The sequence below is a fragment of the Halomonas sp. BMC6 genome, from assembly GCF_964204995.1.
In the GTDB taxonomy this organism is placed as follows: Bacteria; Pseudomonadota; Gammaproteobacteria; order Pseudomonadales; family Halomonadaceae; genus Vreelandella.
The window spans coordinates 2,963,067-2,988,064 of sequence record NZ_CAXNSH010000001.1 but is presented as its reverse complement, the minus strand read 5'-3'; the positions used below and the strand labels follow the sequence as shown (position 1 = coordinate 2,988,064).

Sequence of the window (24,998 nt, the reverse complement as noted above, 5' to 3'; positions counted from 1 at the left end):
GCGAGAGCGGTTTAGAAGGCCGCCTGTAAGGAGAGGTAGCCGCCACGCTGAGAGGGCAGCCCCGCAATATCGCCCAAATCCAGCCAGGCGCCGGTCAGCGACACGTGTTTGTTGAAGAAGTATGCGCTGTAGACGCTCTGCCAATCCTCTTCGTCGGCAACGCTCAGATTATCCGGCTTTTGACGATATTCGGTACCCACGACCCAACTCGGCGTCACGAAGACCCCGACACTGCCCTCTGCCATCCAGGCGTGGCCGCCCTGGTCGCCGCCAAAGCCCAGCAGGCCGCCTTGGTTGGCCGAGGTATTGCGCAACGTGCCGTTGAGCAGCACGTTCCGACCCAGGAAGGCGTTGAAGAGTAGTTTGCTGGCACTGAGATAGGCGTCGGTACCGTTCACGTCATCGGCACCGAGCGCCGTAGGTACGGTGCCATCCACCAAGCGCTTGTGCATCACGCCAGCGCTCCACACGCCGAGCGGGTGGTAGAGCACATCGCCAAAGAGGCGGACTTTAGCGCCATAAATGTCCTGCTCCAGCTCTCCGCCCAGCGTCGATAGCTCGAAGGTCTGACGGGCGATGGAAAACTCCATACGGTCATGGAGATTGACGTTGGCGCCCGTCACGGTGAGCTGGTAGTCATCGACCCACGCCCGCGTTGCCGCTGCGGTGACGCCTATTTCGTCGTCGCTGGCGGTGCTGGACAGCACGGCCCAAGGAGAAAGGCCGCCCCCCGCGGCTCCCTCGATGGCACTGACCGCACCAGTGCCTAGGATACGGCTGCCCGCCATGCTAGCGGTGGCAGCCATTAGCGCGCCAAGTGCGGTCGCCGCGACGATCGCGCGCCGTTTTGATGAGCCGGTGTTGCGCATAGTGTCCCCTTTTTTAATTAGTGAGTGACCGCGGCTGAGAGTGATAGCGTCTTGAATTGGTCCAGCCAGTCGGTAACGGCCTCCGCTGGCATGGGTTTGGAGATCCAGTACCCCTGAAGATAATCGCAGTGCAGTTGGCTCAATAGCGCCGCACTGGTGCTGTTCTCGACGCCTTCGGCGACGATCTTGAGCCCAAGGTGGTGGCCCATTTCGATGGTCGAGCGAACGATGGTGAGATCCTCTTGCTGAGTATCCAGCTTCAAGACGAACGATTTGTCGATTTTCAGCTCATCCACCGGCAGCCGTCTGATTTGTGCCAGCGACGAGTAGCCGGTGCCGTAGTCATCGACGGCAATTTTCAGTCCCATTTGGCTGAGCGCCATTAGCGTTTCGGTGGCGGCATTCACATCCTGCATGACGGCACTTTCGGTGACTTCCAGCGCGAGCTGGTCGGGCGTCAAGCCGTAACTCTCGAACAACTCATGGATGTGCATTGGCAGGCCAGGATCGATGACATCGCTTGCGGAGAGGTTGATCGCCACCGAAAGATGCCGCCCCTGGCGTTTCCAGTGGTAAAGCTGCTCACATACGTGGGCCAGCATCCAGTCGGAGAGCAGTCCAATATTGCCCGAGCGCTCGGCCAAACCGATGAATTCGTCGGGAGGCACGAAGCCGAGCGTCGGATGGCGCCAGCGCATCAGCGCTTCGAATTGGCAAACGTTGCCCGTGATGGTATCGACTTTGGGCTGGTAGGCCATCCATAGTTCGCCGTTGTCGACGGCTTCCTGAAGATCGCGAATCAGCATCAGCTGGCGCAGGTGCTGCTCGTCTTGACCCTCGACGTAGCGCTCGTGAGGGCGACGATGGCGGCGCGCTTGGTCGAGGGCGATATCCGAGCGGCGCAGCAGTAGCTGCGCGTTATCGCCATGGACGGGGTAGTTGACCTCACCGGCAGAGAGCGCTGGGACGAGCAGCGATTTTTCCAGACTCACCGGCTCGCTGATCTCTGCGATGATCTCTTCGCGCATGTGCTCGCGTAACTCGGGCGCGTCGATCATCAGCATGAGCTCATCACCATCCAGGCGGTACGCTTTTTCCACGGGAGCGCCCAAGCGCTGTAAACGGTCGGCCAAGGTCACTAACAGGTGGTCGCCGAGTTCGTAACCGAAGGTGTCGTTGATGTCGCGAAAGTCATTGATGGACAAACGCAGCAGTGTAAAAGGCTTCCCCAATACGATAAAACGCTGGAGATCTTCGAAGGCACTGACCCGGTTGGGTAGGTTGGTCAGCAGGTCGTGACGCGACTGGTGGAGCAGCGAGGCCTCCCGCTCGGCAATGTCCTCCTGCATGGAGAGCAGCGTCGTCGCCAGTTGATTGGTCTCGGTCACCGTGCTGCCGCTCGAAATGTCATCGATGCGCTCGCCCTGACCGATACGCTTCGCGGCCTGCGCTAACGCAATCAGCGGCCTGCTGATACTGCGTGCACTCCATAGCGCCACGGCCAGGGTGAGCAGTACCATCAGCGCAACGATGCTCAGTAGCTGCCACTGTAGCTGGCTGTATGCACCCAACAGCTCATTCCGGGAGAGCTGAATGAGGGCAAAGGATTGATACCGCTGGTTTGCCATGAGCGTCGTTGCGTAAGAGAGGTAGTCATCGTCCAGCGATAGCTGGTTGCTGGTGGTGTAGGCACCCTCCATCAGCTGAGAGCCACTATCGCTCATTAAACTCATGGCGAGCTGCTCTTGGTGGGAGCTGGCGAGATAGCTGATATCGCCGCTGGCGTTATAGGTGACAATGCTGATTTCCAGCCCGGTGAGCGCATTGATCTCTTCGGTCACGTTTTCGTTGATCAGAAACCCCATGCCGACCCATCCAATCAGGTTGGGTGCGCGCACCGGTAACAGCACGAACTCATAAGGTTCGCCATTATCGATCACCACGCCGACACCGCTACCGGTTTGCTGAGCACGCTGGAACAGGCCTGGGAAGGGCATGGCGCTGTTCTGTTCATGGTGGCTGCTGGCCAGAATGTTACCGCTCAAATCGCTGAGCATCACCATATCGGCCTGGGCGCGGTCACCGTGGTTGGCCAGCACCGAATAAAGGGTTGCCGTATCCTGGGTGGCGACGGCACTTTTGAAGCCAAAGTCGTCGGCGAGGATGGCCACGTTACCCAACAGCTGCTCGCCACGAATGCTCAACAGCTGTTGAAACACGCGGGCGCCCACCTCCAAACGCTGGTTGCCTTTCGCCAGTGCATCGTTTTGCGTCGCGCGCAAAAACGCGACGCCCGTTGCCAGTTGCGAAATGATCACAACCGTCAACAGAACTATCGTGAGTCGCGTGCGAAAGCGCATGGTCATCTCGTTTAGTGACTATGCGTCGCGTTTTGGAAACGCTGTTGAAGCGGCGACAGCGTGGGCGGCTGGGGAGGAATGGCGTTTAGCTCCAACGCCACGGTGAGGTTGTCGGTATCGCTAATCTCGCCTTCCCACCAGACGGCTTGGCTGTCATCCATCCGGCTATGCCACACTCGCATTCGGTGGCTGCCTTCGGGAAGCGCTGGCAGAGATAGGTTGCCTGCGCTGTCGGTCAGGGCGGCATAAGGCGCATCGCTGACCACGATGAACGCCTGCATTTGATCATGGATGTTACAACCCAGCACCACGACGCCAGCTTTCTCGAAGTGAACCGGCGGTGGGGTTTCGCTCAAAAAGAGTTCGAGGTCGAATGTCTTGGCGGGCGAAAACGAAAACACATGATGGCGTGTGGTGTCCTCGTTGGGGAACGCCACGTGGCTGCCGGTGGGAATCGTCGTGACCTGAGGGTTGAAGGCCGCATTGCGCTGAACGATGTTTTTCGTCTGGGCATCCGTCGGCGTTGCAGCGTCGTAATACACTTCGATGACCGCGTTTTCCAGCGGTGTACCTGCCGTATCGGTGACGCTTACATTGGCGGCTTGGGCAGATAGGCTCGTCATAGCTATCAAGCAACCAAGTGTCTTTAGTGGGTGGGTTAAACGCACGCCTTTACGCAATGTAAGCATGGAAAGTTACCTTAGTAAGTACAGGGGTGGCTTATCATGTAACTATTATGTGGCAAAGTCATGTTTTCGCACTAACGATATACTCACAGAAAGTGAAAAAGAGTAAACAATGGGGAAGTCAAGTAGATAGCATGGTGTCACCCGGTCGGCGGGGCTAGAGTAGCTTTAGAAACAGTGTTCGTTAATCTGGGCGGATGCAGACTCTGAGCGCAACACACTCATTGGAGGGTTGATGGGCTTTCATGGTACTTGGCCATCAGTTCACTCATCACCTCTATCGGACATTTAAAATCAAAGCGTTTTCGAGGTCGCATATTCAATTCCAGGGCAATAGCATCCAGCTCTTCCTGGCTATGCACCGATAGGTCCGTTCCTTTCGGTAAATATTGACGGATCAGGCCATTGATATTCTCGTTGGCGCCCCGTTGCCAGGGGCTGTGGGGATCGCAAAAATAAATCGCTACGCCGGTATTCTGAGTGATCTCCGTATGCTTTGCCATTTCGCGCCCCTGGTCATAGGTCATGCTTTTTCGAGCAGTGGTCGGCATCCGGTTCAAGGCGGCGCTGAAGCCTGCTACCGCTGAGGTAGCGGTAGCGTCGGCCATTTTGGCCAGGATCAGATAGCCACTACTGAGCTCTACCAGCGTGCCAACAGCAGACGCATTATTCTTGCCCTTGATCAGATCACCCTCCCAGTGGCCGGGCATTTCACGCTTACTGACCTCGGGTGGGCGTAAGTGAATGCTGACCATGTCAGGAATCTGGCCACGCCGATCCACTTCGCCACGGCGAGGCTTGCGTGTCGTTTTACCTTGCCGCAAGCAGTGAATCAGCTCCTTGCGAAGGTGACCAACAGGCAGAGCATAAATGGCTGTGTAGATCGTCTCTCGACAGACGTAGGCATCGCGCAAATCAGGTAGTTTCATCACCTTGAGCTTGCCGCTAATTTGTTCGGGAGACAAGCGTCGCCGCAACATATGCACGATGAGATCAAACCGTTCGGTGCCTGGCAAAAGCTTACGCGTAGGACGACAGGACACTCGACGCTGTTCTCGCTGACGTTGGGCATGCCGGGCACAGTAACCGTTCTGGTCCATTTGGTTACGGCGTATTTCACGCGAGATGGTTGAAGGCGCTCGCCCCAGAAGCTGGGCAATATGCCGAAGGCTCATCCCTTGGGCGCGACCCACCTGGATGCTGGCGCGTTCTTCAATGCTGAGTTCGAGGTAAGACATGGGGCAACACCTTAGCGAAATACTCAGGTGTTGCACTCAGTTTCTGCGGCCAAGCTGTTTGCCATACCGATCAGGAGAGCCGTGATGAGTAAAAAGATCGATGATTCCCGAAAGCTGTTAAATAAGCGCCGTTCTCGTCGCCAAGTGTTGGCAAGTTTAGTTTTGGGGGCTGCCGCCCTTTACGTTGCACCGACGTTGTTCTCTATAGGCCAAGCCGAAGCGCGTGATCATCACCATCGCTCGCGCCCAAGTCGCTCACGACCCAGCTATTCGCGTCCCAGCTATTCACGTCCCCATTATTCCCGGCCGCACTATTCGCGCCCCCGTTACTCCCGGCCTGATTATTCCAGAGCGCGCCATTCTCATCAGCATCATTCACGCCATGGCCATGGCTATCCGGAGCGTTATTACTCTCGGCCCCAGCGCTCACGTTGGGAGCGCGACGGCGTCATTGAAATTCGCCTAAGCCGTGTGCTGCCGCGCTGGTAAGGGAGCGGCCATGCCGAGCCACCATCAAGATTATACGCTAGAAGGCGTTGGGCCTTGCCTTCGGTTAGTGAATGCCGACGAGTTGCTGCCCGTCTTAACAGCCGCCATGCCAGGCTGGCCCTTGACGCCCTGCGCCGCGCAAACCCAATCGCCGGAGATCTGCGTATGGCGGCATCCGCAGGGGTATTGGCAACAAGCACCTGCACTGCCTGAAGGAGCGCTGCTGGACAGCGCGGTAGGCACCGCCTGTAGCGTTATCGCGGATGCGGCCGGCGCGTATTTTTACCGTCACCCGGAGTTAGTGGGTTTGCACTGCGGATCAGTGGAAATCAATGGCCAGCTAGTGATCTTTCCCGATACATACCGGGCGGGCAAAAGCACCTTAACCGCCGCCTTTGCAGCGGCTGGACAGCGTGTGTTTGGCGATGATGTGCTGGCGCTCAACAAGCAAGGGGAAGGGATTGCGCTGGGCGTGGCACCACGCTTGCGGCTACCGCTTCCTGACGCGATGTCTCTTGAGTTTCGTCAGTTTGTACAAACGCACCTTGGCCCTAAGGACGCCCGCTATGGTTACCTTCGTTTGGACAATACCCAGTTAGCTGGCCACGGCCAGCGCTGCCCGCTGGGGGCGATACTACTGATTGACCGCGATGAATCGCTAAACGAGCCCCAGCTAACCCGCCTGCAACCAGGCGATGGGCTGTGGCAGCTTCTGCAGCAAAATTTCGCCGAGCATGAGTCCGATCAGGCCCTCATCGAGCGCTTCTTGCCACTGCTACAGGGGTTGCCCTGTTTTCTGCTGCGCTATCGCGATGCCTTTGATGCAGCCCAGTGGCTTACGGAACGCTGGGATAGTGACACCTTAGCGGGCCTGACATTAGCCAGTCAGCCCCGTTGTGATACTCCTGACGTGATACCTGCCCTCGAGCCAACGGATGCGCGCCAGTGGCAGGCCAGTGAGGCAGCGTTTGAGTTTCCACTAGGCGACGAGCTATTTGTGATTGCCGAGGAGGGCGGCGCGATTCATCGGCTGAATACCACCAGCCGGGCCGTGTGGGCGCTGTTGAATAACGAACCGCTTGATATTGACTGCGTGAGTGACACGCTCACAGGCTTTTTTGTAGGCGCAGAATTTGAACAGGTACGCCAAGACGTGGCGCAGCTACTCGCGCAGTTCTATCACGCTGGGTTGATTGAAGACGTTAACGCTTAGCGCCAGTGATTTTGCCACGCCTTGAGCACTCGCTCCGGGTACCACGTCTTCCCCAGACTGCCGTTGTAGCGAGCGAGCGCGCGGGTAAAGTCTCCCCGTTCGACGGCGAGGTAGTGGGCTAGAATCGTGCAGCCATAGCGCAAGTTGCGGTTGGGTTCCGTAAGGTCGTCCATGGGCAGGCCAAGCTCCTCTGCCCAAAACGGCATGATCTGCATCAAGCCAACGGCACCGGCAGACGACACCGCATCAGCATTAAAGGCGCTCTCGACCTGAATTAATGCCAGCACCAGCTCGGGCGGTAGCCCGGCGAGCCGGGCCTCTTGGTAGAGGCGCGTCAGTAAAGTGTGGCGCCGTTCAGGCGAGGCGATAAAGCGGGAAAGTGGCGCATCCATACGGCTGCGCCACTGCTGTAATTGCCACTGAACGTAGGGCGTTTGCGGGTCGGCTGCTTCCAGCGTGGGGCGTAGGGCAGGCGCCGCTACGCTTGGCGCGGGGTGGGCAGCCACCATTATGCTGCCCACCAGCGCCCACTTCACGTACCGAGGCGACAAACGCCACCAAGGAGTGTTCAGTGACATACCTGCCGATTACTCTGCGCTAACAAGGCCCGCTTGTTCACGCAGGAAGTCGACGATCTTGTCGGCAGGAATCATGGTGGCTTCACTATCGCGACGGCCTTTGTACTCCAGCTCGCCGTTGTCCAGGCCACGGTCGCCAATCACCAAACGGTGAGGGACGCCCATCAGTTCCAGGTCGGCAAACTTCACGCCGGGGCGCGTATCACGGTCGTCCAGCAGTACGTCTAAACCAGCGGCGGTTAGTGTTTGGTAAAGGCGCTCGGACTCTTCACGCACGCGCTGTGATTTATGCGCGTTCATCGGTACTAGCGCGACCTGGAACGGCGCAATCGCATTGGGCCAGATAATGCCAGACTCATCGTGGTTCTGTTCAATGGCTGCCGCGACCACGCGTGTCACGCCAATGCCGTAGCAGCCCATCCACGGGTGGCTGGTTTTGCCGTTGTCGCCCAGGACGGTGGCATTCATCGCTTCGGAGTATTTTTTGCCAAGCTGGAACACGTGGCCGACTTCGATACCGCGCTTGATCGAGAGCGTGCCTTGGCCATCGGGAGACGGGTCGCCCTCTACGACGTTACGCAGATCAGCCACCTGCGGCAGAGCCGCATCGCGCTCCCAGTTGATGCCGAAGTAGTGCTTGCCATCGATGTTGGCGCCCGCGCCGAAGTCGCTCATTAAGGCCACGCTGCGGTCGATGATGATCGGCATCGCTAAACCGACCGGGCCCAGCGAGCCCGGGCCAGCACCGACGACGGCACGAATTTCTTCTTCGCTGGCCATGGTCAGCGGAGCTTTTACCTGAGGCAGGTTTTCCGCTTTGACTTCGTTGAGTTCGTGGTCGCCGCGAACCAGCAGCGCAATGAGGCCGCCTTCTGCCGCGTGAACCATCAGCGTTTTGACGGTTTTCTCGATGGGCAGCTTGAACTGCTCTACCAGCGTGGCGATGGTTTTGGCATTCGGAGTATCGACCAGACGCATCTCTTCGCTGGGGGCCGCGCGCTCGACGTTGCTGCCCAGCGGCGCGGGCAGCGCTTCGGCTTTTTCGATATTGGCCGCGTAATCAGACGCGTTGGAGAACACGATATCGTCTTCGCCGGAGTCGGCCAGCACGTGGAATTCGTGAGAGCCCGTGCCGCCAATGGAGCCGTTATCAGCAATCACCGGGCGGAAGTCGAGGCCCAAACGCGTGAAAATACGCGAATAGGCGTCGTACATGCTTTGGTACGTCTCTTTGAGCGAGGCTTCGTCCAGGTGGAAGGAGTAGGCATCTTTCATGATGAATTCACGCGAGCGCATCACGCCAAAGCGCGGACGAATCTCATCACGGAATTTGGTTTGAATCTGGTAGAAATTCACCGGCAGCTGCTTGTAGCTCGCGATCTCTTTGCGCACCAGGTCCGTGATGACTTCTTCATGGGTCGGACCCACGCAGTAATCGCGCTCGTGACGGTCCTTCAAACGCAGCAATTCCGGGCCGTACTGTTCCCAGCGGCCAGACTCCTGCCACAGGTCAGCAGGTTGAACGGCAGGCATCAGGACTTCTTGGGCACCGGCGCGGTTCATCTCTTCACGCACGATGGCTTCGACTTTGCGCAGGGTGCGCAGCCCCAGGGGCAGCCAGGTGTACAGGCCCGAGGTAAGACGGCGGATCATACCGGCGCGCAGCATTAACTGGTGGCTGATGACTTCAGCGTCGGCCGGGGTTTCTTTTAATGTCGCAATCAATAATTGGCTGGCGCGCATGGGCGTGAGCATTCCTTGGTTGGTAGCGGTGATGCGGAATCGTTATATCGAACGTAGCGCTTAATCGAGCGTTGAATTCGGCATTGTACGGCCAAGCGGGTAAGGCGGCAAAATCCTAACGAACCTGTCGAGGGTGTGCCGCATGGGAAGTGTGCTAGAATCGAGCGGCTTTTGAGTCGGTAGCCGCTGATTCGACCACAACAACGCACATCGCTTCGGCTATCGGTACGTCAAGATTTTGAGGGAACCTCCATGCAGCAAGCAGTTCGCCGTTGGTTAACGGGGGCCGTTGTAGGTGTCTCCATTGTGGCATTGAGCGGTTGCGGTACCATGTTTTATCCCGAGCGGAAGGGGCAAATGAGCGGTGATGTTGACCCGGTGGTGGCGATTGCCAACGGTGTGGGTCTGCTGTTTTTCATCGTACCCGGGGTGATTGCCTACGCCGTGGATTTCTCTAATGGCACTATCTACCTGCCTAGCGCGAGTAGCGCATCGGTCGATATTCACCACTTAGACGACGCTATGGACGTGGCCTCCCTGGAGAAGCTGCTGTCGGATAAAGCAGGTCAACCGGTGAGCTTGGAGAACGAGTTGCTGGTGATCGAGGAGATGGGCAGCTTGGATGAAGCGCTGGCCATGGTGCGGATGTCCGGCGTGTTGGATGAAGAGCGGCTGGCCACGATGTAGTGGGTTGGCGTCTTTATCTGAACGGATGTCTTAAACGCCCCTGGTAGGTTAACCTGCCAGGGGCCTTTATGTATTGCTGCACAGCTTTTTAGGATGCTGCTTTCGCTGTGATGATTTTCAATACCGCTAAGCCAGCCACCAAGCCCCAAAAGGCTCCTCCTATTCCAAGCAGCGTAATGCCCGAACCGGTCAGCAAAAACGTCACGATGGCCGCATCGCGCTGTTCGCTTTTTTCAAATGCGCCTGATAAACCGCCGCTTAGAGTACCCAGCAGCGCAATACCTGCCAGTGCCAAGACGAGAGCGCTGGGCAGGGCGTTAAAAATGCCTGTCACCGTGGCACCAAAAACGCCCATCGTCATATAAAAAACGCCTGCGGCAACACCTGCGGTATAGCGCCGTTTGGGGTTGGGATGAGCATCCGGCCCCATGCACACGGCGGCGCTAATAGCGGCCATATTGAGCGCGTAACCACCAAACGGTGCGAGCAGCAGCGTAGCGCCGCCTGTCCAGGCGATCAGCGGCGAGCTGTTGGGATGGTAGCCTGCTGCCCGCAGTACCGCCACGCCGGGCAGATTTTGAGTCGCCATGGTAATCACGAACAGCGGTACGCCAATACTCAGCAGTGTCATTGGGTTGAACGCGGGGGCGGTAAAAACCGGTAGCGTGGGCGTGAGGGGTATCCCTTGCGTGCTGATTTGGCCTTGTAACAGGGCAACAGCCACGCCGGTGAGTAGCACCCCCGGCACTGCCAGCGTGGGCCATAAACGCCTGCCTGCGACCCAGGCGGCCAGCATGGCTAGCGGCAGCAGCCACTGACGCTCCATCACGTTAAAAAGGTCAAGTCCAAAGCGCAGCAGAATACCGGCCAGCATAGCGGAAGCAATGGCGCTGGGGATGTGGCGCATCAAGCGCTCAAACAGCCCCGTGACCCCGCATAAGGTGATCAGTAGCGCTGAGAACAGAAACGCACCAATGGCTTCTTCGATAGGAATGCCAGGTAGGCTCGTCGCCAGAAACGCCGCTCCCGGTGTCGACCACGCCGTTAATAGCGGCATCTGGTAGCGCAGCGACAGCCCCAGCGAGGTCAAGCCCATCCCAATGCCTAGCGCCCACAGCCATGAGCTGATTTGCGCCGTGCTGGCCCCTGCGGCGGCCGCCGCTTGGAAAATAATCGCCGCCGAGCTGGTATAGCCAATCACCACGGCGACGAAGCCCGCAATGACCGTAGACAAACTAATATCGCGCCAAAGACTGGGCGCAGCGGAGTCGTGACAGGTGGATGGCGCTTCCATGGGTGGCCTCTCCCAAGCGGTAATGGCAAGATGTGCGTTATAGCGCACGTCTTTCACGTTACCACTGTGCGTTATAGCGCACAATAGGGGCAGCAGGCTGTGTCACAATTTTCAAAGCGGTAGTCAGGAGAAGCCCATGGCCAGTGAGCCACACACCATTGCGGAACATATTGCGGGGACGGTGCGGCAACTGCGCAAAGAGCGTGGCTGGAGCCTGGATCGTGCCGCCGGTGAAACCGGGGTGAGCAAAGCGATGCTCGGCCAGATCGAGCGGGGCGAGTCCAGCCCGACGGTCTCGACGCTCTGGAAGATTGCCAGCGGCTTTCGGGTGTCGTTTTCGACGCTGTTTGACAGTGACAAGCCCGCATTAGGGGAACTGCACCGGGATGGCTGGGAGTCGGTATGGGGCGACGACAGCGCCGGTATGCAGGCGCGGCTGCTGTTTCCTTACGACCCGCTGCTGGGTTTCGAGATGTTCATGATCGAACTCGCACCAGGGGCGCTCAGTGAATCGTCGGCCCACGCTAGCGGGGTGGTGGAGCACATCGTGGTGGTGGAAGGAGAGATGGAACTGCGTATTGACGAGCGCTGGCAGACGCTTCGGGCAGGCGAGGGGCTGCGCTTTTTTGCTGACCGGCCCCACGCCATGCGCAATAACACTGCGACGCGATTACGTTTTCACGATGTGATTCACTACTTGCCCGGCGCGGCCTCTGGCACTTGAGCGCGCAGCCAGTTGAGTTCGTCGGCCCATATCTCGGGTTCGATGGTCTCTAAAATCATCGGAATGCCGTGGATGCGCTCGTCTTGCATAATGGTGCTAAAGGCATCTAGCCCGATATTGCCCTTACCTAGGCTGTGGTGGCGGTCAACGCGGCTGGCAAAGGCGCTTTTGGCATCGTTCAAGTGCATGCCGCGCAAGTACTCAAAACCTACGACCTTGCCAAGCTCGTCCAGGGTGGCCTGTGTCGCATCGCGGGTGCGGAGGTCGTACCCGGCAGCGAAAGCGTGGCAGGTATCGATACACACGCCCACCCGGGATTTTTCCTCCACCTGATCGATAATCTCGGCCAAGTGCTCAAAACGCCAGCCGAGGTTGGTGCCTTGACCCGCGGTGTTTTCGATCACGGCGGTCACGCCCCGGGTGTCAGCCAGCGCTTCATTGATGGAGTCGGCAATGCGCGCCAGGCACTCGACTTCGCTGATTTTGTTCAGGTGGCTGCCGGGATGAAAGTTGAGCAGCGTCAGCCCTAGTTGCTCGCAGCGCTGCATCTCATCCAAAAACGCCGCGCGGGACTTGGCCAGCCCCTCGGCTTCTGGGTGGCCCAGGTTAATCAAGTAACTGTCGTGGGGCAGAATCTGCTCAGGGCCAAAGCCGTGGGTTTTGCAGGCCTGCTTGAAGGCCGAAATGGCCTCGTCAGTTAGCGGTTTCCCCTTCCACTGACGCTGGTTTTTGGTGAACAGCGCAAACGCCGTTGCACCGATATCAACAGCACGAAGGACGGCCTGATCCGCGCCGCCCGCCGCGCTAACGTGCGCACCAAGATAGTTCATCGTTCTCCTTATCATGTTGTCTCAGCGACGTTGCCCCAGTGTCATTGCTTAAGTTTAAGCAGGTTAAACAGGTTAAGCAGGCTGGCCTGCGCGCTGGCGGTTGTCTAGGTAGCGTTTAAAGGCAGCAGGTTCATCGGTAATGGCGCTGGCAATGCCCCAGGCCCAGCGGCTATCAAACGCGCTGGGATCGTTGGCGGTGTAGCAAAGAATTTGGTAACCGTCGCGGCACATGGCGGCGGCCTGGGTCTGTTTAAGCCGCGGCCAATGCGGGTGAATACTAAACGCCTCGACCGCTTCGCACTGTTCGCGCCAGTTTTTGGGCACACTGCCAAACAGCGCGCCTAACGCCAGGGCCTCTTTAGGGGCATGTTGGCGGCAGTGGGCTAAGGCTACGGGGTCAAACGACGAGATCAATAGCCGCTCAGGGGGTAGGGCGGCTAGAACAGCAGGCAGTACCACGTCCACCAAGCGGATGGGGTCACGCCCTTTGTTGACCTTGATTTCTAGGTTAACGCCCATCTCCAGCTCGTTGAGCAGGGCGAGCATAGCCTCCAGGCTGGCCATCTTTTCCCCCGCAAAGCGGTCACCAAACCAACTGCCCACATCTAACTGCTGTGCCTGCTGCCATGTCAGGTTGGCGAGCTCGCCACGGCCATCCGAGCAGCGGCGAACGTCGCCATCGTGCCAGATGACCGGTGTATCATCCTTCAGCAGCTGTACATCCAATTCCACCCAGGTTGCGCCTGCTTGGTGGGCGGCGCGTACGGCTGCGAGGGTATTTTCGGGCGCGGCAGCGGAGTAGCCGCGGTGGGCGATGAGCGTGGGGACAGAAATTGCGGGATGGGTCATAGCCACTCCGTGTAGTGATCGCCAATTGAGCGTCATGAAGCACAATGTTGCCAAGTTTAGCATGGGTGCATGACGACGACGTGTCGGCCTAGTGAGCTAATGGCTTGATTAATGACGCCCAACGCGGTTGGATAGCGCGCAGGGTATGTCCAATAATTAACAACAGGAGTGTCATTGATGTCTAAGCGTATCCAGCTTGCTAACACCGGTGGGTCAGAGGTATTGGAGTGGGTCGATGTCGAACCTGCCGCCCCCGCTGCCGGTGAAGTGCGCATCGCTAACAAAGCGGTGGGGCTAAACTTTATCGATATCTACTTCCGCACGGGACTTTACCCCGCGCCCGCCATGCCAACAGGGTTAGGCACCGAAGGCGCGGGCATTGTGGATGCGGTCGGTGAGGGCGTCACGCATCTCAAAGTGGGTGACCGGGTGGCTTACGCCCAAGGCCCGCTGGGCGCATACGCCGAACTGCACACGCTGCCTGCGTCCAAAGTCGTCAAACTGCCGGATTATATCGATTTCGACACCGCTGCCGCCAGCCTGCTGAAAGGCTTAACGGTGCAGTATCTGCTGCGTCAAACCTATGAGCTTAAAGGCGGTGAGACCATTCTGTTCCACGCGGCGGCCGGGGGCGTTGGCTCCATTGCCTGCCAGTGGGCTAAAGCGCTGGGCGTGAAGCTGATTGGTACGGTGAGCTCTCAGGAAAAAGCCGACCTAGCCATGGCCAACGGTGCATGGGCGACCATCAACTACACCGAAGAGAACGTGGTGGAGCGGGTGCGCGAGCTGACCAACGGCGAGATGTGTGACGTGGTGTATGACTCGGTGGGTAAAGACACCTGGGAAATGTCGCTGGACTGCTTGAAGCCCCGTTCGCTGATGGTGAGTTTCGGCAACTCTTCTGGCCCTGTGGATGGCGTGAATATCGGTATTTTGAACCAAAAAGGCGCGCTGTTTGTGACTCGCCCAAGCCTGAACGGCTACGCCGACACCCGTGAGCGCCTGGAAATGATGTGCGAAGAGTTTTTCGCCATGATCGAGAGCGGCAAAATCCACATCGACGTGGCCAACCGCTACCCGCTGCAAGACGCCGGTAAGGCTCAGGATGCGCTGCAGAGCCGTAAAACTACCGGCTCCACGATTCTGCTGCCGTAACGCTTACTCAATATCGACACTTACTCGATATCGATATAAGCACCCAACTGACGCATTCGGCTCTCAAAGCGGGTCACGTTATCGACCAGCTGGTCGGGGCCGAATGCCACGCACTCCGCCAAAATCGCTTCGCTGAGCGTAATTGCCGCTAATATCGACGGGAAAAAGTGCGGCGTAGCGTTGGCAACGGTAAACGTTACGCTGGCCCCCGGCACCAGCGGCGAGCGCAGCGTGTCGGTAATCACAATTGCCTGCACGCCGTTGGCGCGAGTAATCTCCAGCGCCTTCACCGTCTCGGCGCAGTAGGGTTCAAAACCAAACGCCACCACCACATCCTGCTCGTTGAACGGGGCCAACTCGGTGAGCAAGCCTCCCTCCTGTCCGCGAATGAGCGTCACTTCCGGCATCGCAATGCGCCCCACGTAGGCAAAGTGGTACGCGCAGGCGAAGGTGTCGCGAAACCCGACCACGGCGACTCGCCGCGCGGCCAAGATTCGCTCGGCGGCCTCTTTGACTCGCGTTTGGTTATCCGCCGTAAACAGCCTGCCAATATTATCGAAGGCAGCGTCCCCTACCTCCGCAAACAGCGCCGCTTCTGGGTTTCGGTGCTGCTGCTTCAGCTGGCTGGCGCGGCCGGATAGCTCCACCGGCGCTGCCTGTACCGCCGATTGAAACACTTCCCGAAACGGCTCGTAGCTCTCGAACCCAAGCCGCTTGGCTAGTCTGACCAGGGTGGAAGGAGTGACGGATGCCGCCTGAGCCGTTTTGCGGATCGACTGAAACGCCATCTCTGCAGGATGTTCCAGCACGTAGCTGGCGGCGCGCTTGAGCTGTGGGCTAAGCGCTGCATAGCTCTCGGCTAGCTGCTGGTGAATGCTGTCCAGGCTGGTGGCGTGAGTGGCGTTGTCTGGCATGGCACCCTCTCTATGAAAATAAAACATTTGTGCCAATGATAAATGTTTTTGCTACAGATGTATTGACGTCGTCCCAGCGACTACTCTATCGTTCAAAAAAACACATTCGTTTCTTTTTATTTGAAATAAAGAAACAAACGTTTCGTTAAGTTTTGACGACTGATCCAAGGAGGTTAGAAAAAGCACCATGCCTGCTGACGCTACTGCGCTGCCCAATTATGAAACGCTGCTGGTGAGCTTGAATGCCCGCGTGATGACCGTACGACTGAATCGCCCGCAGCGCCTCAACGCCGTTGTTGAGGCGCTCTACCAAGAGCTGCTGGATGTACTGCGAATAGCGCAGCAGTCGCCTCAGGTCAGGGCGGTGGTGCTGACCGGTGAAGGGCGCGCGTTTTGTGTCGGTGCCGATATGAAGGCCCACGGCAGCGCTAAGCGCACGCTGTTTCAGCGCCGGGCCTATTTGCAGCTGGGCAACGACGTATGCGAAGCCATCGCCAAACTCAGTAAGCCGGTGGTAGCAGCCGTGAACGGCTATGCGCTGGGAGCTGGCGCGGAGATGGCGGTCTCCTGCGATTTTATCGTGATGGCTGACGAGGCGCAGATTGGTTTTCCAGAAACCAGTATTGGCACTTGCGTGGGCGGCGGTGTTTCAAAACTGCTGCCTCAACTGGTGGGGCTTACCCAAGCCCGGCGCTTACTCTATTTAGGCGACAAAATTGATGGGCTAGAAGCCGCCAGGATCGGCTTGGCGCTGGCCAGCTACCCCCAAGCGCAGCTGATGGCCGAAGCGCAAACACTCGCCGAGCGGCTTGCCAAGCAGGCGCCAGTCTCCATGGCGATGCTCAAGCCGCTGATCAATCGCAGCGCCCATACCAGCATGGAGAGCCAGCTGCAGCAGGAGCTGGATGCGGTGTTTACCTGCTCCACCACCGACGACTGGCAAGAGGGGGTCGATGCTTTTGCCGAGCGGCGCACGCCGAATTTTCAGGGCCAATGAGTGTGGTCTTAACCCTTAGTAACGAGTTCTGAATCAAGCCGTCGCGCACTTCTTTGTCAAACAGGTTACGCCATGAACACTATCGAAGGTCATCTTCCAATTCGCAGCCCGCTGCACGACATCTTAGCCCCCACCGGCATTGCCATCGTCGGAGCCTCTGCGGACCCGACCAAGCGGGGCTATAAAGCCATGGTCGGGCTGATCAACGGCGGCTACAGGGGGAGCATCTACCCGATCAACCCAAAAGCCGATCATATTCTAGGTGTGAAGGCATGGCCCTCTATTGCCGAGATGCCGGGCAACCCCGAGCTTGCGCTGCTGTGTACGCCTGCCGCCACCGTGCCTGCGCTGATTGCCGAGTGTGGCCGCCGGGGTGTGAAAGGGGCGGTGATTCTGGCCAGCGGGTTTGGCGAAACCGGTGAAGCGGGTGCGGCATTGGAGGCACAAACGATGGAGGCCGCCCGTGCCCACGGTGTGCGTATTATCGGCCCGAATACTTCCGGCATGTTTAACCTGCACCATCAGATCAACTTGCTGGCGCTGGAGAACGTCAAACCGGGCGATATCGGTATTGTTTCCCAATCCGGCAATATGCTGCTCTCCCTGGCGCTGGAGGCCCAGCACAATGGGCAGGTGGGGTTTAGCACCTACGTTGGCCCGGGCAATCAGAGTGATATCGGCTTTAACGATTACCTGCGCTACCTAGGCGAAGACGAGCATACCCGTGTGGCGACGCTCTACGTGGAAGGCTTCCGTGATGGGCAGCAGTTTCTGAAAGTGGCCCGTGACGTGACCGCCATGAAGCCGGTAGTGGTGTATAAATCCGGTGCCACCGAGCAGGGCCAAAAAGCCGCCAGCTCCCATACCGGTGCGTTGGCCGGTAGCTACCAAATGACTGTAGACCTGCTGCGCCAGGCAGGCGTTAGCGTGGTGCAGTACTCCGATGAAATCCTTCCCGTGGCGGAAGGGCTAGGGCGGCTGCAAAAAGCCCCCGGTAAGCGCGTGGCGGTGATTTCTGACGGCGGCGGCCAAGCCACGATTGCCGCCGATCGTTTATCTGAAGCGGGCCTGACGCTGGCCGAGCTTTCTGACGCTACCCGCTCTGCACTGCGCGAAGTGTTACTGCCTCAGGCATCTACCCTTAACCCAGTGGACGTGGCGGGCTCCTCAGATGCGAACCCCTCGCTGCTGGCCCGCTGCATTGAGCTGGTGATGGCGGATGAAGGCGTCGATAGCGTCTTCCTGGTCGGCATGTTCGGCGGGTATAGCCTGCGTTTTGCGGAGTCGCTGATGGGCGACGAGATGCGTGGCGCGGAGCGCATGGTAGAGCTTGCTCAAGCCTCTGAGAAACCGCTGGTAATTTACAGCCTCTACGCACCCATCAAACCGCCTGCGCTGCGCCGTTTACACGAAGCCGGTTTGCCGGTGTATTCCTCGATTGAGCATGCGGTGCGCGTGCTTGCTGCCTCAGGTGAGCGAGGGGAGTACCTAGCCAGCCAACAAGTGCAGGAGACGATAACGCCCGCCGCGCCATCGGAAACAGGCAAGGCCATGCTAAAAGCGGCCAAGGCGGAAGGGCGCGACTTACTGGAATTTGAAGCGAAATCACTGCTGGCGGAGCACGGCATCGCAGTGCCCGAGGAGTGGCTGGTGCGTCGTGAGGGCGAACTCGCCGAGATCGCCCAGCGCACGCAGGGCAGACCGCTGGCGATGAAGGTGGTCTCGAAAGATATTCTGCATAAATCCGACGCGGGCGGCGTCAAGCTCAACCTGGTGGGTGACGCCCCACTGCGCGATGCCTTTCAGGCCATTCACTCAAACGCCCAGGCTTACGACCCGAACGCCCAGATAGAGGGCGTGCTGGTCACGCCAATGGCGGAGAAGGGCGTTGAGGTGATTATCGGCATGCTCCGCGACCCGATTTTCGGCCCGGTGCTGATGTTTGGCTTGGGTGGCATCTTCGTGGAGGTGCTCGAAGACGTGGCCTTCCGCTCGCTGCCGCTGACCCTGCGCGACGCGCAGTCCATGGTCGATCAAATTAAAGCGCAAAAAGTGCTGGCGGGGGTGCGCGGGGCGGCGGGTGTCGATAAGCAGGCGCTGGTGTCACTGCTGATGCAGGTATCCCAATTGGTGGAGTCCTACCCGGAGATTAGCGAGCTAGACTTGAACCCGGTGATTGCCTATCCGGAAGGCTATTCTGCCGCTAACTATGCCATCGTCGATGCACGAATCATCGTGGAGCGCCAATCATGAGCCAAACGCTACCTGAATTAACCGACGCTACCCTAACGCTGGAAAACCGTGTGGCAACGCTCACGCTTAACCGCCACGACGTGCGCAATGCGCTCACCGGCACGGCGCTGGTGGATGATATCGTCGCTACCGCCGCATGGGTGAACCGTTGCCAGAACGTCTCGGTTTTGGTGATCACCGGTGCGGGGAGCGCTTTCTGTGCCGGGGGTAATGTAAAAGACATGGCCGAACGCAGCGGCGACTTTGCGGGGGACGTAGCCGAAGTCGCTGAGCGCTATCGGCAAGGGATTCAGCGAATGCCCCTGGCACTTCATCAGGTAGAAGTGCCCATCATCGCCGCTGTGAACGGGGCAGCGATTGGTGCCGGGTTTGATTTGGCCAATATGGCGGATCTGCGTATTGCGTCCCGCAAGGCGAGCTTTGGGGAGACGTTTCTTAATTTAGGCATCATCCCCGGCGATGGCGGGGCGTGGTTTATGCAGCGCCAAATTGGCTACCAGCGTGCCTTTGAGCTAACCCTGTCAGGCCGGGTGATCAGCGCTGATGAAGCGCTTGCCTACGGTGTAGTGCTGGAAGTCGTGGAGCCGGAGCAACTGATGGAAGCCGCACTGGCCCATGCCAACCGCATCGCGGCCCAGCCGCCGAAAGCGACACGCCTCACCAAGCGGCTCATGAAAATGGCCCCGGATATGGAGCTAAAGCCGTTTCTGGATGTGTGCGCCGTGTTCCAAGGCATGTGCCATAACGAACCGGAACATCTAGAAGCCGTCGAGCGGTTACTGGCACGAATGAAACGCTAACCCGCGCGCTATTTTTTCCTATTTTTCAGTGCTTGTACGGCTGTATAGTCATCGCCTAATGTGATGCTGAACACTCCATACTTTCCGTGTCAGGGAAGAGGAGCGAGAACATAGGGAGATGGCACGCGAATGACTCTGGAAAGTTTAGGACTGACCCCCAGCACGCTGGTGTTTATCGTGCTGGGGCTTACGCTGGTGGCCTTTATCTGGGGTCGGTTTCGCTACGATTTGGTCGCCTTGGCGGCCCTGCTAGGTTCGGTAATGCTTGGGCTGGTGCCTGCGGATGACGCCTTTGCAGGCTTTGGCCATCCTGCGGTGATTACCGTGGCAGCGGTGCTGGTGTTAAGCCGTGGTTTTGAGCGCTCCGGCGTGGTGGATGTCATCGCCAATCAGGTGCTCAAAGTGGGTGAGCGCTTAATGCTGCAACTGCTCGTACTGGTGGGTACGGTCGTTGTGCTGTCTGGCGTGATGAATAACGTAGGGGCGCTGGCGCTGCTGCTGCCGGTGGCCATGCGGCTTGCCCGTGAACACAATACCTCTCCTTCGCTGCTGTTGATGCCGCTAGCGTTTGGGTCGCTCCTGGGTGGCTTGACCACGCTGATCGGGACGCCGCCTAACATCATTATTTCCACTTACCGGGGCAATATTACCGGCGACAACTTTGGCATGTTTAGTTTCTCACCAGTGGGCATAGTGGTGGCACTCGTTGGCTTGGCATTTATCGTGCTGGTGGGCTGGCGATTGACGCCCAAGCGCAGTAGCCAAGCGGCAGCGGATGACATGTTCGATACGGCTAACTATCTGGTTGAGTTAAAAGTGACCGAGGACTCCAAGGCCAACGGGCTGACCCTGCAGCAGTTGCGCGATGAGCTCGAGGAAACCATTCCCGTTTTGGCGGTGGTTCGTGAAGACAACCGTCGAGCGGGCTACCAGTTTCATGGCGTGCTTCGTGAGGGCGACATCCTGCTGCTGGAAGCCGGCCCCGACGAGCTGAAGCTGCTGGAGGACAAAGTGGGTCTTAGCGCCATTGCCGAACCCGAAGAGCCAGAGGACGGACAGGAGCAGCGCGAGGATGCGGAGAAGGGCGATGAGCGTCAGCCGGTCGATACCGAAGGGTTACAGCTCATCGAAGCCGTCGTGCGTAACGATTCGATGATGATCAATCGTAGCGTGCGGCAGCTGCGCCTCAACCATCAGTTTGGCTTGCATTTAGTGGCCGTGGCCCGTGACGGTGGCCGCTTGAAGCAGCGACTGCGAGACATTCGTTTTCAAACCGGTGACGTGTTGCTGCTTCAGGGCAGTGAGAACGAAATCGCCGATAGCCTATCGACCCTCGGCTGCCTGCCGCTGGCCAACCGTGAGCTGCATCTGGGTCAGCCGCGAAAATTGGCCATGTCGGTGGGTATTTTCGCCTTGGCGATCGTCGCGATGCTGTTCGATCTGCTGCCCGCTGCCGTCGCCATGAGCACCGCCGCGCTGGTGTCGCTGCTGATTGGCGTACTGCCGTTGAGGGATGGCTATCAAGCCATCGATGGCCCGGTGATCGTCTTGCTTGCCGCCATGCTGCCCGTGGGCGAAGCGCTGGAAACCAGCGGCGGTGCGGATATCATAGCCGAGGCGCTGCTGCGCTTTGGCGTGGAGTGGCCGATTATCGTCTCCTTGGTGGGACTGTTTCTGCTCTCCATGCTGCTCTCCAACGTGGTCAACAACGCAGCCGCCGCTTTGCTGATGGCGCCCATTGCGGCCAGCCTCGCCAACGGCTTCGATGCCTCGTTGGACCCGTTCTTGATGGTGGTGGCTGTCAGCGCTTCCTGTGCGTTTTTAACCCCGATTGGGCATCAGTCGAATACCCTGATGTTAGGCCCCGGTGGCTACCGGTTTGGTGATTATTGGAAGCTGGGGTTGCCGCTATCGCTGGTGGTCATGGCGGCGGCCATTCCCGCCATTCTGTGGGTGTGGCCGCTATAACCTAGCTGTAAGGCCACGCCAAACATCGGCCTGTTCGAATGTTCGCGCTATTAGATTCCGAAAATTTTGCTAATCTATAACGCACATAGACCAACAAATATCGAACAGGCCGGGCTTATGAACCAACAGTACCGCCAGGATGCCATCGTCGAACTGGTTCGCCAGCACGGCTATATGAGCATCGAACAGCTCACCGAACACTTCGCGGTCACGCCCCAAACCATTCGTCGGGACTTGAACACGTTGGCCAACGACGGCCGCGTGCGTCGGGTTCACGGCGGCGTTGGGGTAGAGTCCAGCACGGTGAATACTGCTTATAGCACCCGTAAAACCCTGCATCTCGAAGAGAAAGAGCGCATTGCCCGGTGCTTAGCGCAACACATTCCTCACCACGCGTCTCTGTTCATCAATATCGGGACCAGTAACGAGATGATCGCCCAGGCGCTTTTAGAGCATCAAGGGCTGGAGATCATTACCAATAACTTGAACGTGGCGGCGATTCTGCAGCATAAAGAGGACTTCACCGTGATCATTGCGGGCGGGCAGGTACGCTCTCGGGATGGCGGAATCATTGGTGAGGCCACCATCGACTTCATCAATCAGTTCAAAGTGGATTACGGCATCATCGGGATCAGCGGCATCGACGAGGATGGCTCGCTGCTGGAGTTCGATTATCAAGAGGTGCGCGTTGCCCAGGCGATCATTGCTAACTCCCGGCGGGTGTATCTAGCCGCCGACTACTCGAAGTTCCACCGTAACCCGGTGGTGCGTCAGGGCAATATCTCCCAGTTGGATGCGCTGTTTACCGACCGCAAGCCCCCCGAGGCGATTCAGCGACTGCTCACCCAACACGATGTTGCACTGCACATTGCTTAGCGCCTGCTACAACACCGCTCAGGAGCGCTATGGCTAAGATGGAAGAGTTTCATACTTGAGCATTCCAGACGCCTGGAGTAGCCTTGAATGATAATAAAACGAAACAAAACAGACAAAATCGAAAGATCCTACAACAAAGTGAACGCGATATGTCCTCCTTTATTCTCGCCATCGATCAAGGCACGACCAGCTCCCGCGCGATTCTGTTTGATCGCCAAGGCCAAATAGCGGCAGTTGCCCAGCAAGAGTTTCCTCAACACTTTCCGCAAGATGGGTGGATCGAACACGATCCTGGAGACATTTGGGATTCAGTGATTGCCACCTGCCGCGAGGTGTTAAGCAAAGCCAAGATAACGCCAGAACAAGTGGATGGCGTAGGCATTACCAACCAGCGTGAGACCACCGTGGTGTGGGACCGCACCACCGGTAAGCCGCTTTACAACGCCATTGTGTGGCAAGACCGGCGCACCTCCGAGCGCTGTCAGGCGCTACGTGACGAGGGGCACACCGAGGCCGTGCAGGCAAAAACCGGCCTGTTGATCGACCCTTATTTTTCTGCCACCAAACTCGCCTGGATTCTCGATAATGTCGAGGGTGCCCGCGAGCGCGCTGCCCGCGGTGAACTGGCTTTCGGTACCGTCGATAGCTTTCTGATGTGGCGTTTAACGGACGGTAAAAGACATGTGACTGATGCCACCAACGCTTCGCGCACGGCGTTGTTTAATATTCATCACCAAACTTGGGATGACGAGCTGCTGGCACTGTTTAACGTGCCCGCCAATATGCTCCCCGAGGTGAAAGATTCAAGCGACGATTTTGGCATCGTAGAAGCCCACTGGCTGGGCGTGCCACTGCCGATTGCAGGTGTTGCAGGCGACCAGCAGGCAGCGCTTGTTGGGCAGGCGTGCTTCAAACCCGGCATGGGTAAAAGCACTTACGGTACCGGCTGTTTTATGATTGTGAATACCGGGGAAACGGCCTCGGTATCGCGTAATCGCCTGTTAACGACCATTGGTTACCGCATTAACGGCAAGCCCACCTATGCCATGGAGGGCAGCATCTTTGTCGCAGGGGCAACAGTGCAATGGCTCCGGGATGGGTTGAACCTGTTTGCCGATGCCTCGGAAACCGAAGCGCTGGCCCAGAAAACCCGCAGCGGCCACAGCGTTTATCTAGTGCCAGCCTTTACCGGGCTAGGTGCGCCCCACTGGGACCCTAAGGCCCGTGGCGCAATTTTTGGTTTAACCCGCGATACCGGCATTGCCGAAATCGTCGCGGCGGGGCTTCAGGCGGTGTGTTATCAAACTCGCGACCTGCAGCACTGTATGAACGATGACATGGAAGCTGCACCGGGCAACCTGCGTGTCGATGGCGGTATGGTGAAGAATAGCTGGGTCATGCAGTTCTTGGCCGATATGCTCAACGTGCAGGTGGATCGGCCGACGATTCTGGAGACCACCGCGCTAGGGGCTGCCTATTTGGCCGGGTTGCGGCTCGGTTGGTACGACACGCTGGAGGAGATCGAGCAACTCTGGCGCTGCGAGCGCAGTTTTACGCCCTCCATGGAAGAGGCAACGCGTGAAAAGCTCTACCAGGGCTGGTTGGATGCAGTATCCCGGGTGCGCTCTACTTAACAGGGCCACCGTAAAGCGCAAACATGAACGCCGTTGACACACAGCGGCGTTTTTTTATGGCGGTTTTATAACGAAGCTATCGCCCTTGGTCGTATAGAGGAATCGTTATTTAAGAGTAAACTGCATTCGTTTTTAATCAACGGGTGTTTTTTATCGTTGGCAAGTTCGTTAGTTCCTACGGTCGTTTTTTTCCGGCCTTGTTAAAACAGTCGTTTAACTCCCTTCTTGAAAGTCTGCGTCAGCGATAACGCTTTCGTGGTCGTTATGTAGTCAAGCTACAACCCGACCTGCTGCCAATGATGCATTGTGGGCATGACAGCTGTGAACCATAGTGAAGTCATGGATCAGGGCGGTGTTTTGTTATCCCGATACGTCGCTCTCATCCTTGCTACACACCGAGGCGCTGCCGCATTACCAGAGCGCTTAAGGCGAAGGTCTTGTAACGCTTGTGACCGTTTCGCAGTTACCGAACTGGGCACTTACCCGGCCCAGCATGAGTAGCAACGTCACCATTCGTCGTTAATTAAGATGGCTGCTTGTTTATTCACTAATGAAATATCTAACAATAACGAGCAGCGGCTGACCATACCATGAGGGACTAACCATGAACTGCATCGAATTGAGCCAACAAGCCGACCGTATCGCTAGCTCTTTCAGCAAGCAAGATTTAGCCAAGCTGGTGCTGGCGCTGAAGAGTAACCGTGAGTCGCTACAGCATGCCGTTGAAGTCATCGATACCATCGATAGTCGACTGGGTTACACCCTGGAAGAGGCCTGGGATGAAGTGCTGGCAGGCGATTCACAACTACTCGTAGAACACGAAGAGTAACCCGTTCGTTCC

Annotated in this window: 22 protein-coding genes; 12 read left to right on the top strand and 10 right to left on the bottom strand. The window is 58.0% G+C overall.

Annotation, left to right across the window (positions count from 1 at the left end):
• Positions 1–11 precede the first annotated feature (11 nt).
• The 4 genes from AB6K10_RS14505 to AB6K10_RS14490 all read right to left on the bottom strand — a co-directional run bounded on the left by AB6K10_RS14505 (position 12) and on the right by AB6K10_RS14490 (position 5,153).
• Positions 12–869 carry a DUF3034 family protein gene (locus AB6K10_RS14505; protein ID WP_339119105.1) on the bottom strand — a complete coding sequence of 286 codons (858 nt, stop codon included), beginning with the start codon at positions 867–869 and terminating at the stop codon, positions 12–14.
• A gap of 17 nt (positions 870–886) precedes the next feature.
• The gene (locus AB6K10_RS14500) at positions 887–3,229 is read right to left on the bottom strand and encodes an EAL domain-containing protein (protein ID WP_339119104.1); all 2,343 of its coding nucleotides are present in this window, start codon (positions 3,227–3,229) and stop codon (positions 887–889) included.
• An 11-nt stretch (positions 3,230–3,240) separates the two neighbouring features.
• Positions 3,241–3,852, bottom strand: a complete 612-nt coding sequence (locus tag AB6K10_RS14495; protein ID WP_253016158.1) for a Cupredoxin — start codon at positions 3,850–3,852, stop codon at positions 3,241–3,243.
• 284 nt (positions 3,853–4,136) lie between these two features.
• On the bottom strand, positions 4,137–5,153 hold the full coding sequence (locus AB6K10_RS14490) for an IS30 family transposase (protein ID WP_339117990.1): 1,017 nt from the start codon (positions 5,151–5,153) through the stop codon (positions 4,137–4,139).
• A 223-nt stretch (positions 5,154–5,376) separates the two neighbouring features.
• Here AB6K10_RS14490 and AB6K10_RS14485 point away from each other — a divergent pair, with 223 nt between their 5' ends.
• Positions 5,377–5,619, top strand: coding sequence for a hypothetical protein (locus AB6K10_RS14485; RefSeq protein ID WP_339119103.1), 243 nt, complete (start codon positions 5,377–5,379; stop codon positions 5,617–5,619).
• 33 nt (positions 5,620–5,652) lie between these two features.
• Positions 5,653–6,855 (top strand): PqqD family protein, encoded by a 1,203-nt coding sequence (locus AB6K10_RS14480; RefSeq protein ID WP_339119102.1) that lies wholly within the window; start codon positions 5,653–5,655, stop codon positions 6,853–6,855.
• Here AB6K10_RS14480 and AB6K10_RS14475 read toward each other — a convergent pair.
• Both AB6K10_RS14475 and AB6K10_RS14470 read right to left on the bottom strand, forming a co-directional pair.
• On the bottom strand, positions 6,852–7,433 hold the full coding sequence (locus AB6K10_RS14475; RefSeq protein ID WP_339119101.1) for a lytic transglycosylase domain-containing protein: 582 nt from the start codon (positions 7,431–7,433) through the stop codon (positions 6,852–6,854). The genes AB6K10_RS14480 and AB6K10_RS14475 overlap by 4 nt on opposite strands.
• A 9-nt stretch (positions 7,434–7,442) precedes the next feature.
• Positions 7,443–9,176, bottom strand: a complete 1,734-nt coding sequence (locus tag AB6K10_RS14470) for a proline--tRNA ligase (RefSeq protein ID WP_339119100.1) — start codon at positions 9,174–9,176, stop codon at positions 7,443–7,445.
• Positions 9,177–9,428: 252 nt separating this feature from the next.
• Between AB6K10_RS14470 and AB6K10_RS14465 the strand changes: the two genes are divergently transcribed.
• Positions 9,429–9,863, top strand: a complete 435-nt coding sequence (locus AB6K10_RS14465) for a hypothetical protein (protein WP_159342424.1) — start codon at positions 9,429–9,431, stop codon at positions 9,861–9,863.
• A gap of 88 nt (positions 9,864–9,951) precedes the next feature.
• On the opposite strand, the gene AB6K10_RS14460 is transcribed toward AB6K10_RS14465, so the two are convergent.
• The gene (locus tag AB6K10_RS14460) at positions 9,952–11,157 is read right to left on the bottom strand and encodes a benzoate/H(+) symporter BenE family transporter (protein ID WP_339119623.1); all 1,206 of its coding nucleotides are present in this window, start codon (positions 11,155–11,157) and stop codon (positions 9,952–9,954) included.
• A gap of 136 nt (positions 11,158–11,293) precedes the next feature.
• Here AB6K10_RS14460 and AB6K10_RS14455 point away from each other — a divergent pair, with 136 nt between their 5' ends.
• Positions 11,294–11,881 (top strand): helix-turn-helix domain-containing protein, encoded by a 588-nt coding sequence (locus AB6K10_RS14455; protein WP_159342422.1) that lies wholly within the window; start codon positions 11,294–11,296, stop codon positions 11,879–11,881.
• Here AB6K10_RS14455 and nfo read toward each other — a convergent pair.
• Together nfo and AB6K10_RS14445 are read right to left on the bottom strand one after the other, a co-directional pair.
• Positions 11,851–12,711 carry a deoxyribonuclease IV gene (gene nfo, locus AB6K10_RS14450; RefSeq protein ID WP_339119099.1) on the bottom strand — a complete coding sequence of 287 codons (861 nt, stop codon included), beginning with the start codon at positions 12,709–12,711 and terminating at the stop codon, positions 11,851–11,853. The genes AB6K10_RS14455 and nfo overlap by 31 nt on opposite strands.
• A gap of 72 nt (positions 12,712–12,783) precedes the next feature.
• On the bottom strand, positions 12,784–13,560 hold the full coding sequence (locus AB6K10_RS14445) for a glycerophosphodiester phosphodiesterase family protein (RefSeq protein WP_339119098.1): 777 nt from the start codon (positions 13,558–13,560) through the stop codon (positions 12,784–12,786).
• A 177-nt stretch (positions 13,561–13,737) separates the two neighbouring features.
• Here AB6K10_RS14445 and AB6K10_RS14440 point away from each other — a divergent pair, with 177 nt between their 5' ends.
• Complete coding sequence (locus AB6K10_RS14440; RefSeq protein ID WP_339119097.1) at positions 13,738–14,715, top strand: NADPH:quinone reductase; 978 nt, start codon at positions 13,738–13,740, stop codon at positions 14,713–14,715.
• Positions 14,716–14,735: 20 nt separating this feature from the next.
• On the opposite strand, the gene AB6K10_RS14435 is transcribed toward AB6K10_RS14440, so the two are convergent.
• Entirely contained in the window at positions 14,736–15,629 is an 894-nt protein-coding gene (locus AB6K10_RS14435) for a MurR/RpiR family transcriptional regulator (RefSeq protein WP_339119096.1), read from the bottom strand.
• Positions 15,630–15,816: 187 nt separating this feature from the next.
• Here AB6K10_RS14435 and AB6K10_RS14430 point away from each other — a divergent pair, with 187 nt between their 5' ends.
• The 7 genes from AB6K10_RS14430 to AB6K10_RS14400 all read left to right on the top strand — a co-directional run bounded on the left by AB6K10_RS14430 (position 15,817) and on the right by AB6K10_RS14400 (position 24,986).
• Positions 15,817–16,626, top strand: coding sequence for an enoyl-CoA hydratase-related protein (locus AB6K10_RS14430; RefSeq protein WP_339119095.1), 810 nt, complete (start codon positions 15,817–15,819; stop codon positions 16,624–16,626).
• A 72-nt stretch (positions 16,627–16,698) separates the two neighbouring features.
• On the top strand, positions 16,699–18,879 hold the full coding sequence (locus AB6K10_RS14425; protein WP_339119094.1) for an acetate--CoA ligase family protein: 2,181 nt from the start codon (positions 16,699–16,701) through the stop codon (positions 18,877–18,879).
• Positions 18,876–19,679, top strand: coding sequence for an enoyl-CoA hydratase-related protein (locus AB6K10_RS14420; protein WP_339119093.1), 804 nt, complete (start codon positions 18,876–18,878; stop codon positions 19,677–19,679). The genes AB6K10_RS14425 and AB6K10_RS14420 overlap by 4 nt, the downstream gene beginning before the upstream one ends.
• A gap of 129 nt (positions 19,680–19,808) precedes the next feature.
• The gene (locus tag AB6K10_RS14415; RefSeq protein ID WP_339119092.1) at positions 19,809–21,647 is read left to right on the top strand and encodes an SLC13 family permease; all 1,839 of its coding nucleotides are present in this window, start codon (positions 19,809–19,811) and stop codon (positions 21,645–21,647) included.
• Positions 21,648–21,764: 117 nt separating this feature from the next.
• Positions 21,765–22,523 (top strand): DeoR/GlpR family transcriptional regulator, encoded by a 759-nt coding sequence (locus tag AB6K10_RS14410; RefSeq protein ID WP_159342413.1) that lies wholly within the window; start codon positions 21,765–21,767, stop codon positions 22,521–22,523.
• A gap of 149 nt (positions 22,524–22,672) precedes the next feature.
• Positions 22,673–24,157 (top strand): glycerol kinase GlpK, encoded by a 1,485-nt coding sequence (gene glpK, locus AB6K10_RS14405; RefSeq protein WP_339119091.1) that lies wholly within the window; start codon positions 22,673–22,675, stop codon positions 24,155–24,157.
• Between the two features lie 604 nt (positions 24,158–24,761).
• Positions 24,762–24,986 (top strand): hypothetical protein, encoded by a 225-nt coding sequence (locus tag AB6K10_RS14400; RefSeq protein ID WP_159342411.1) that lies wholly within the window; start codon positions 24,762–24,764, stop codon positions 24,984–24,986.
• Positions 24,987–24,998: the final 12 nt, after the last annotated feature.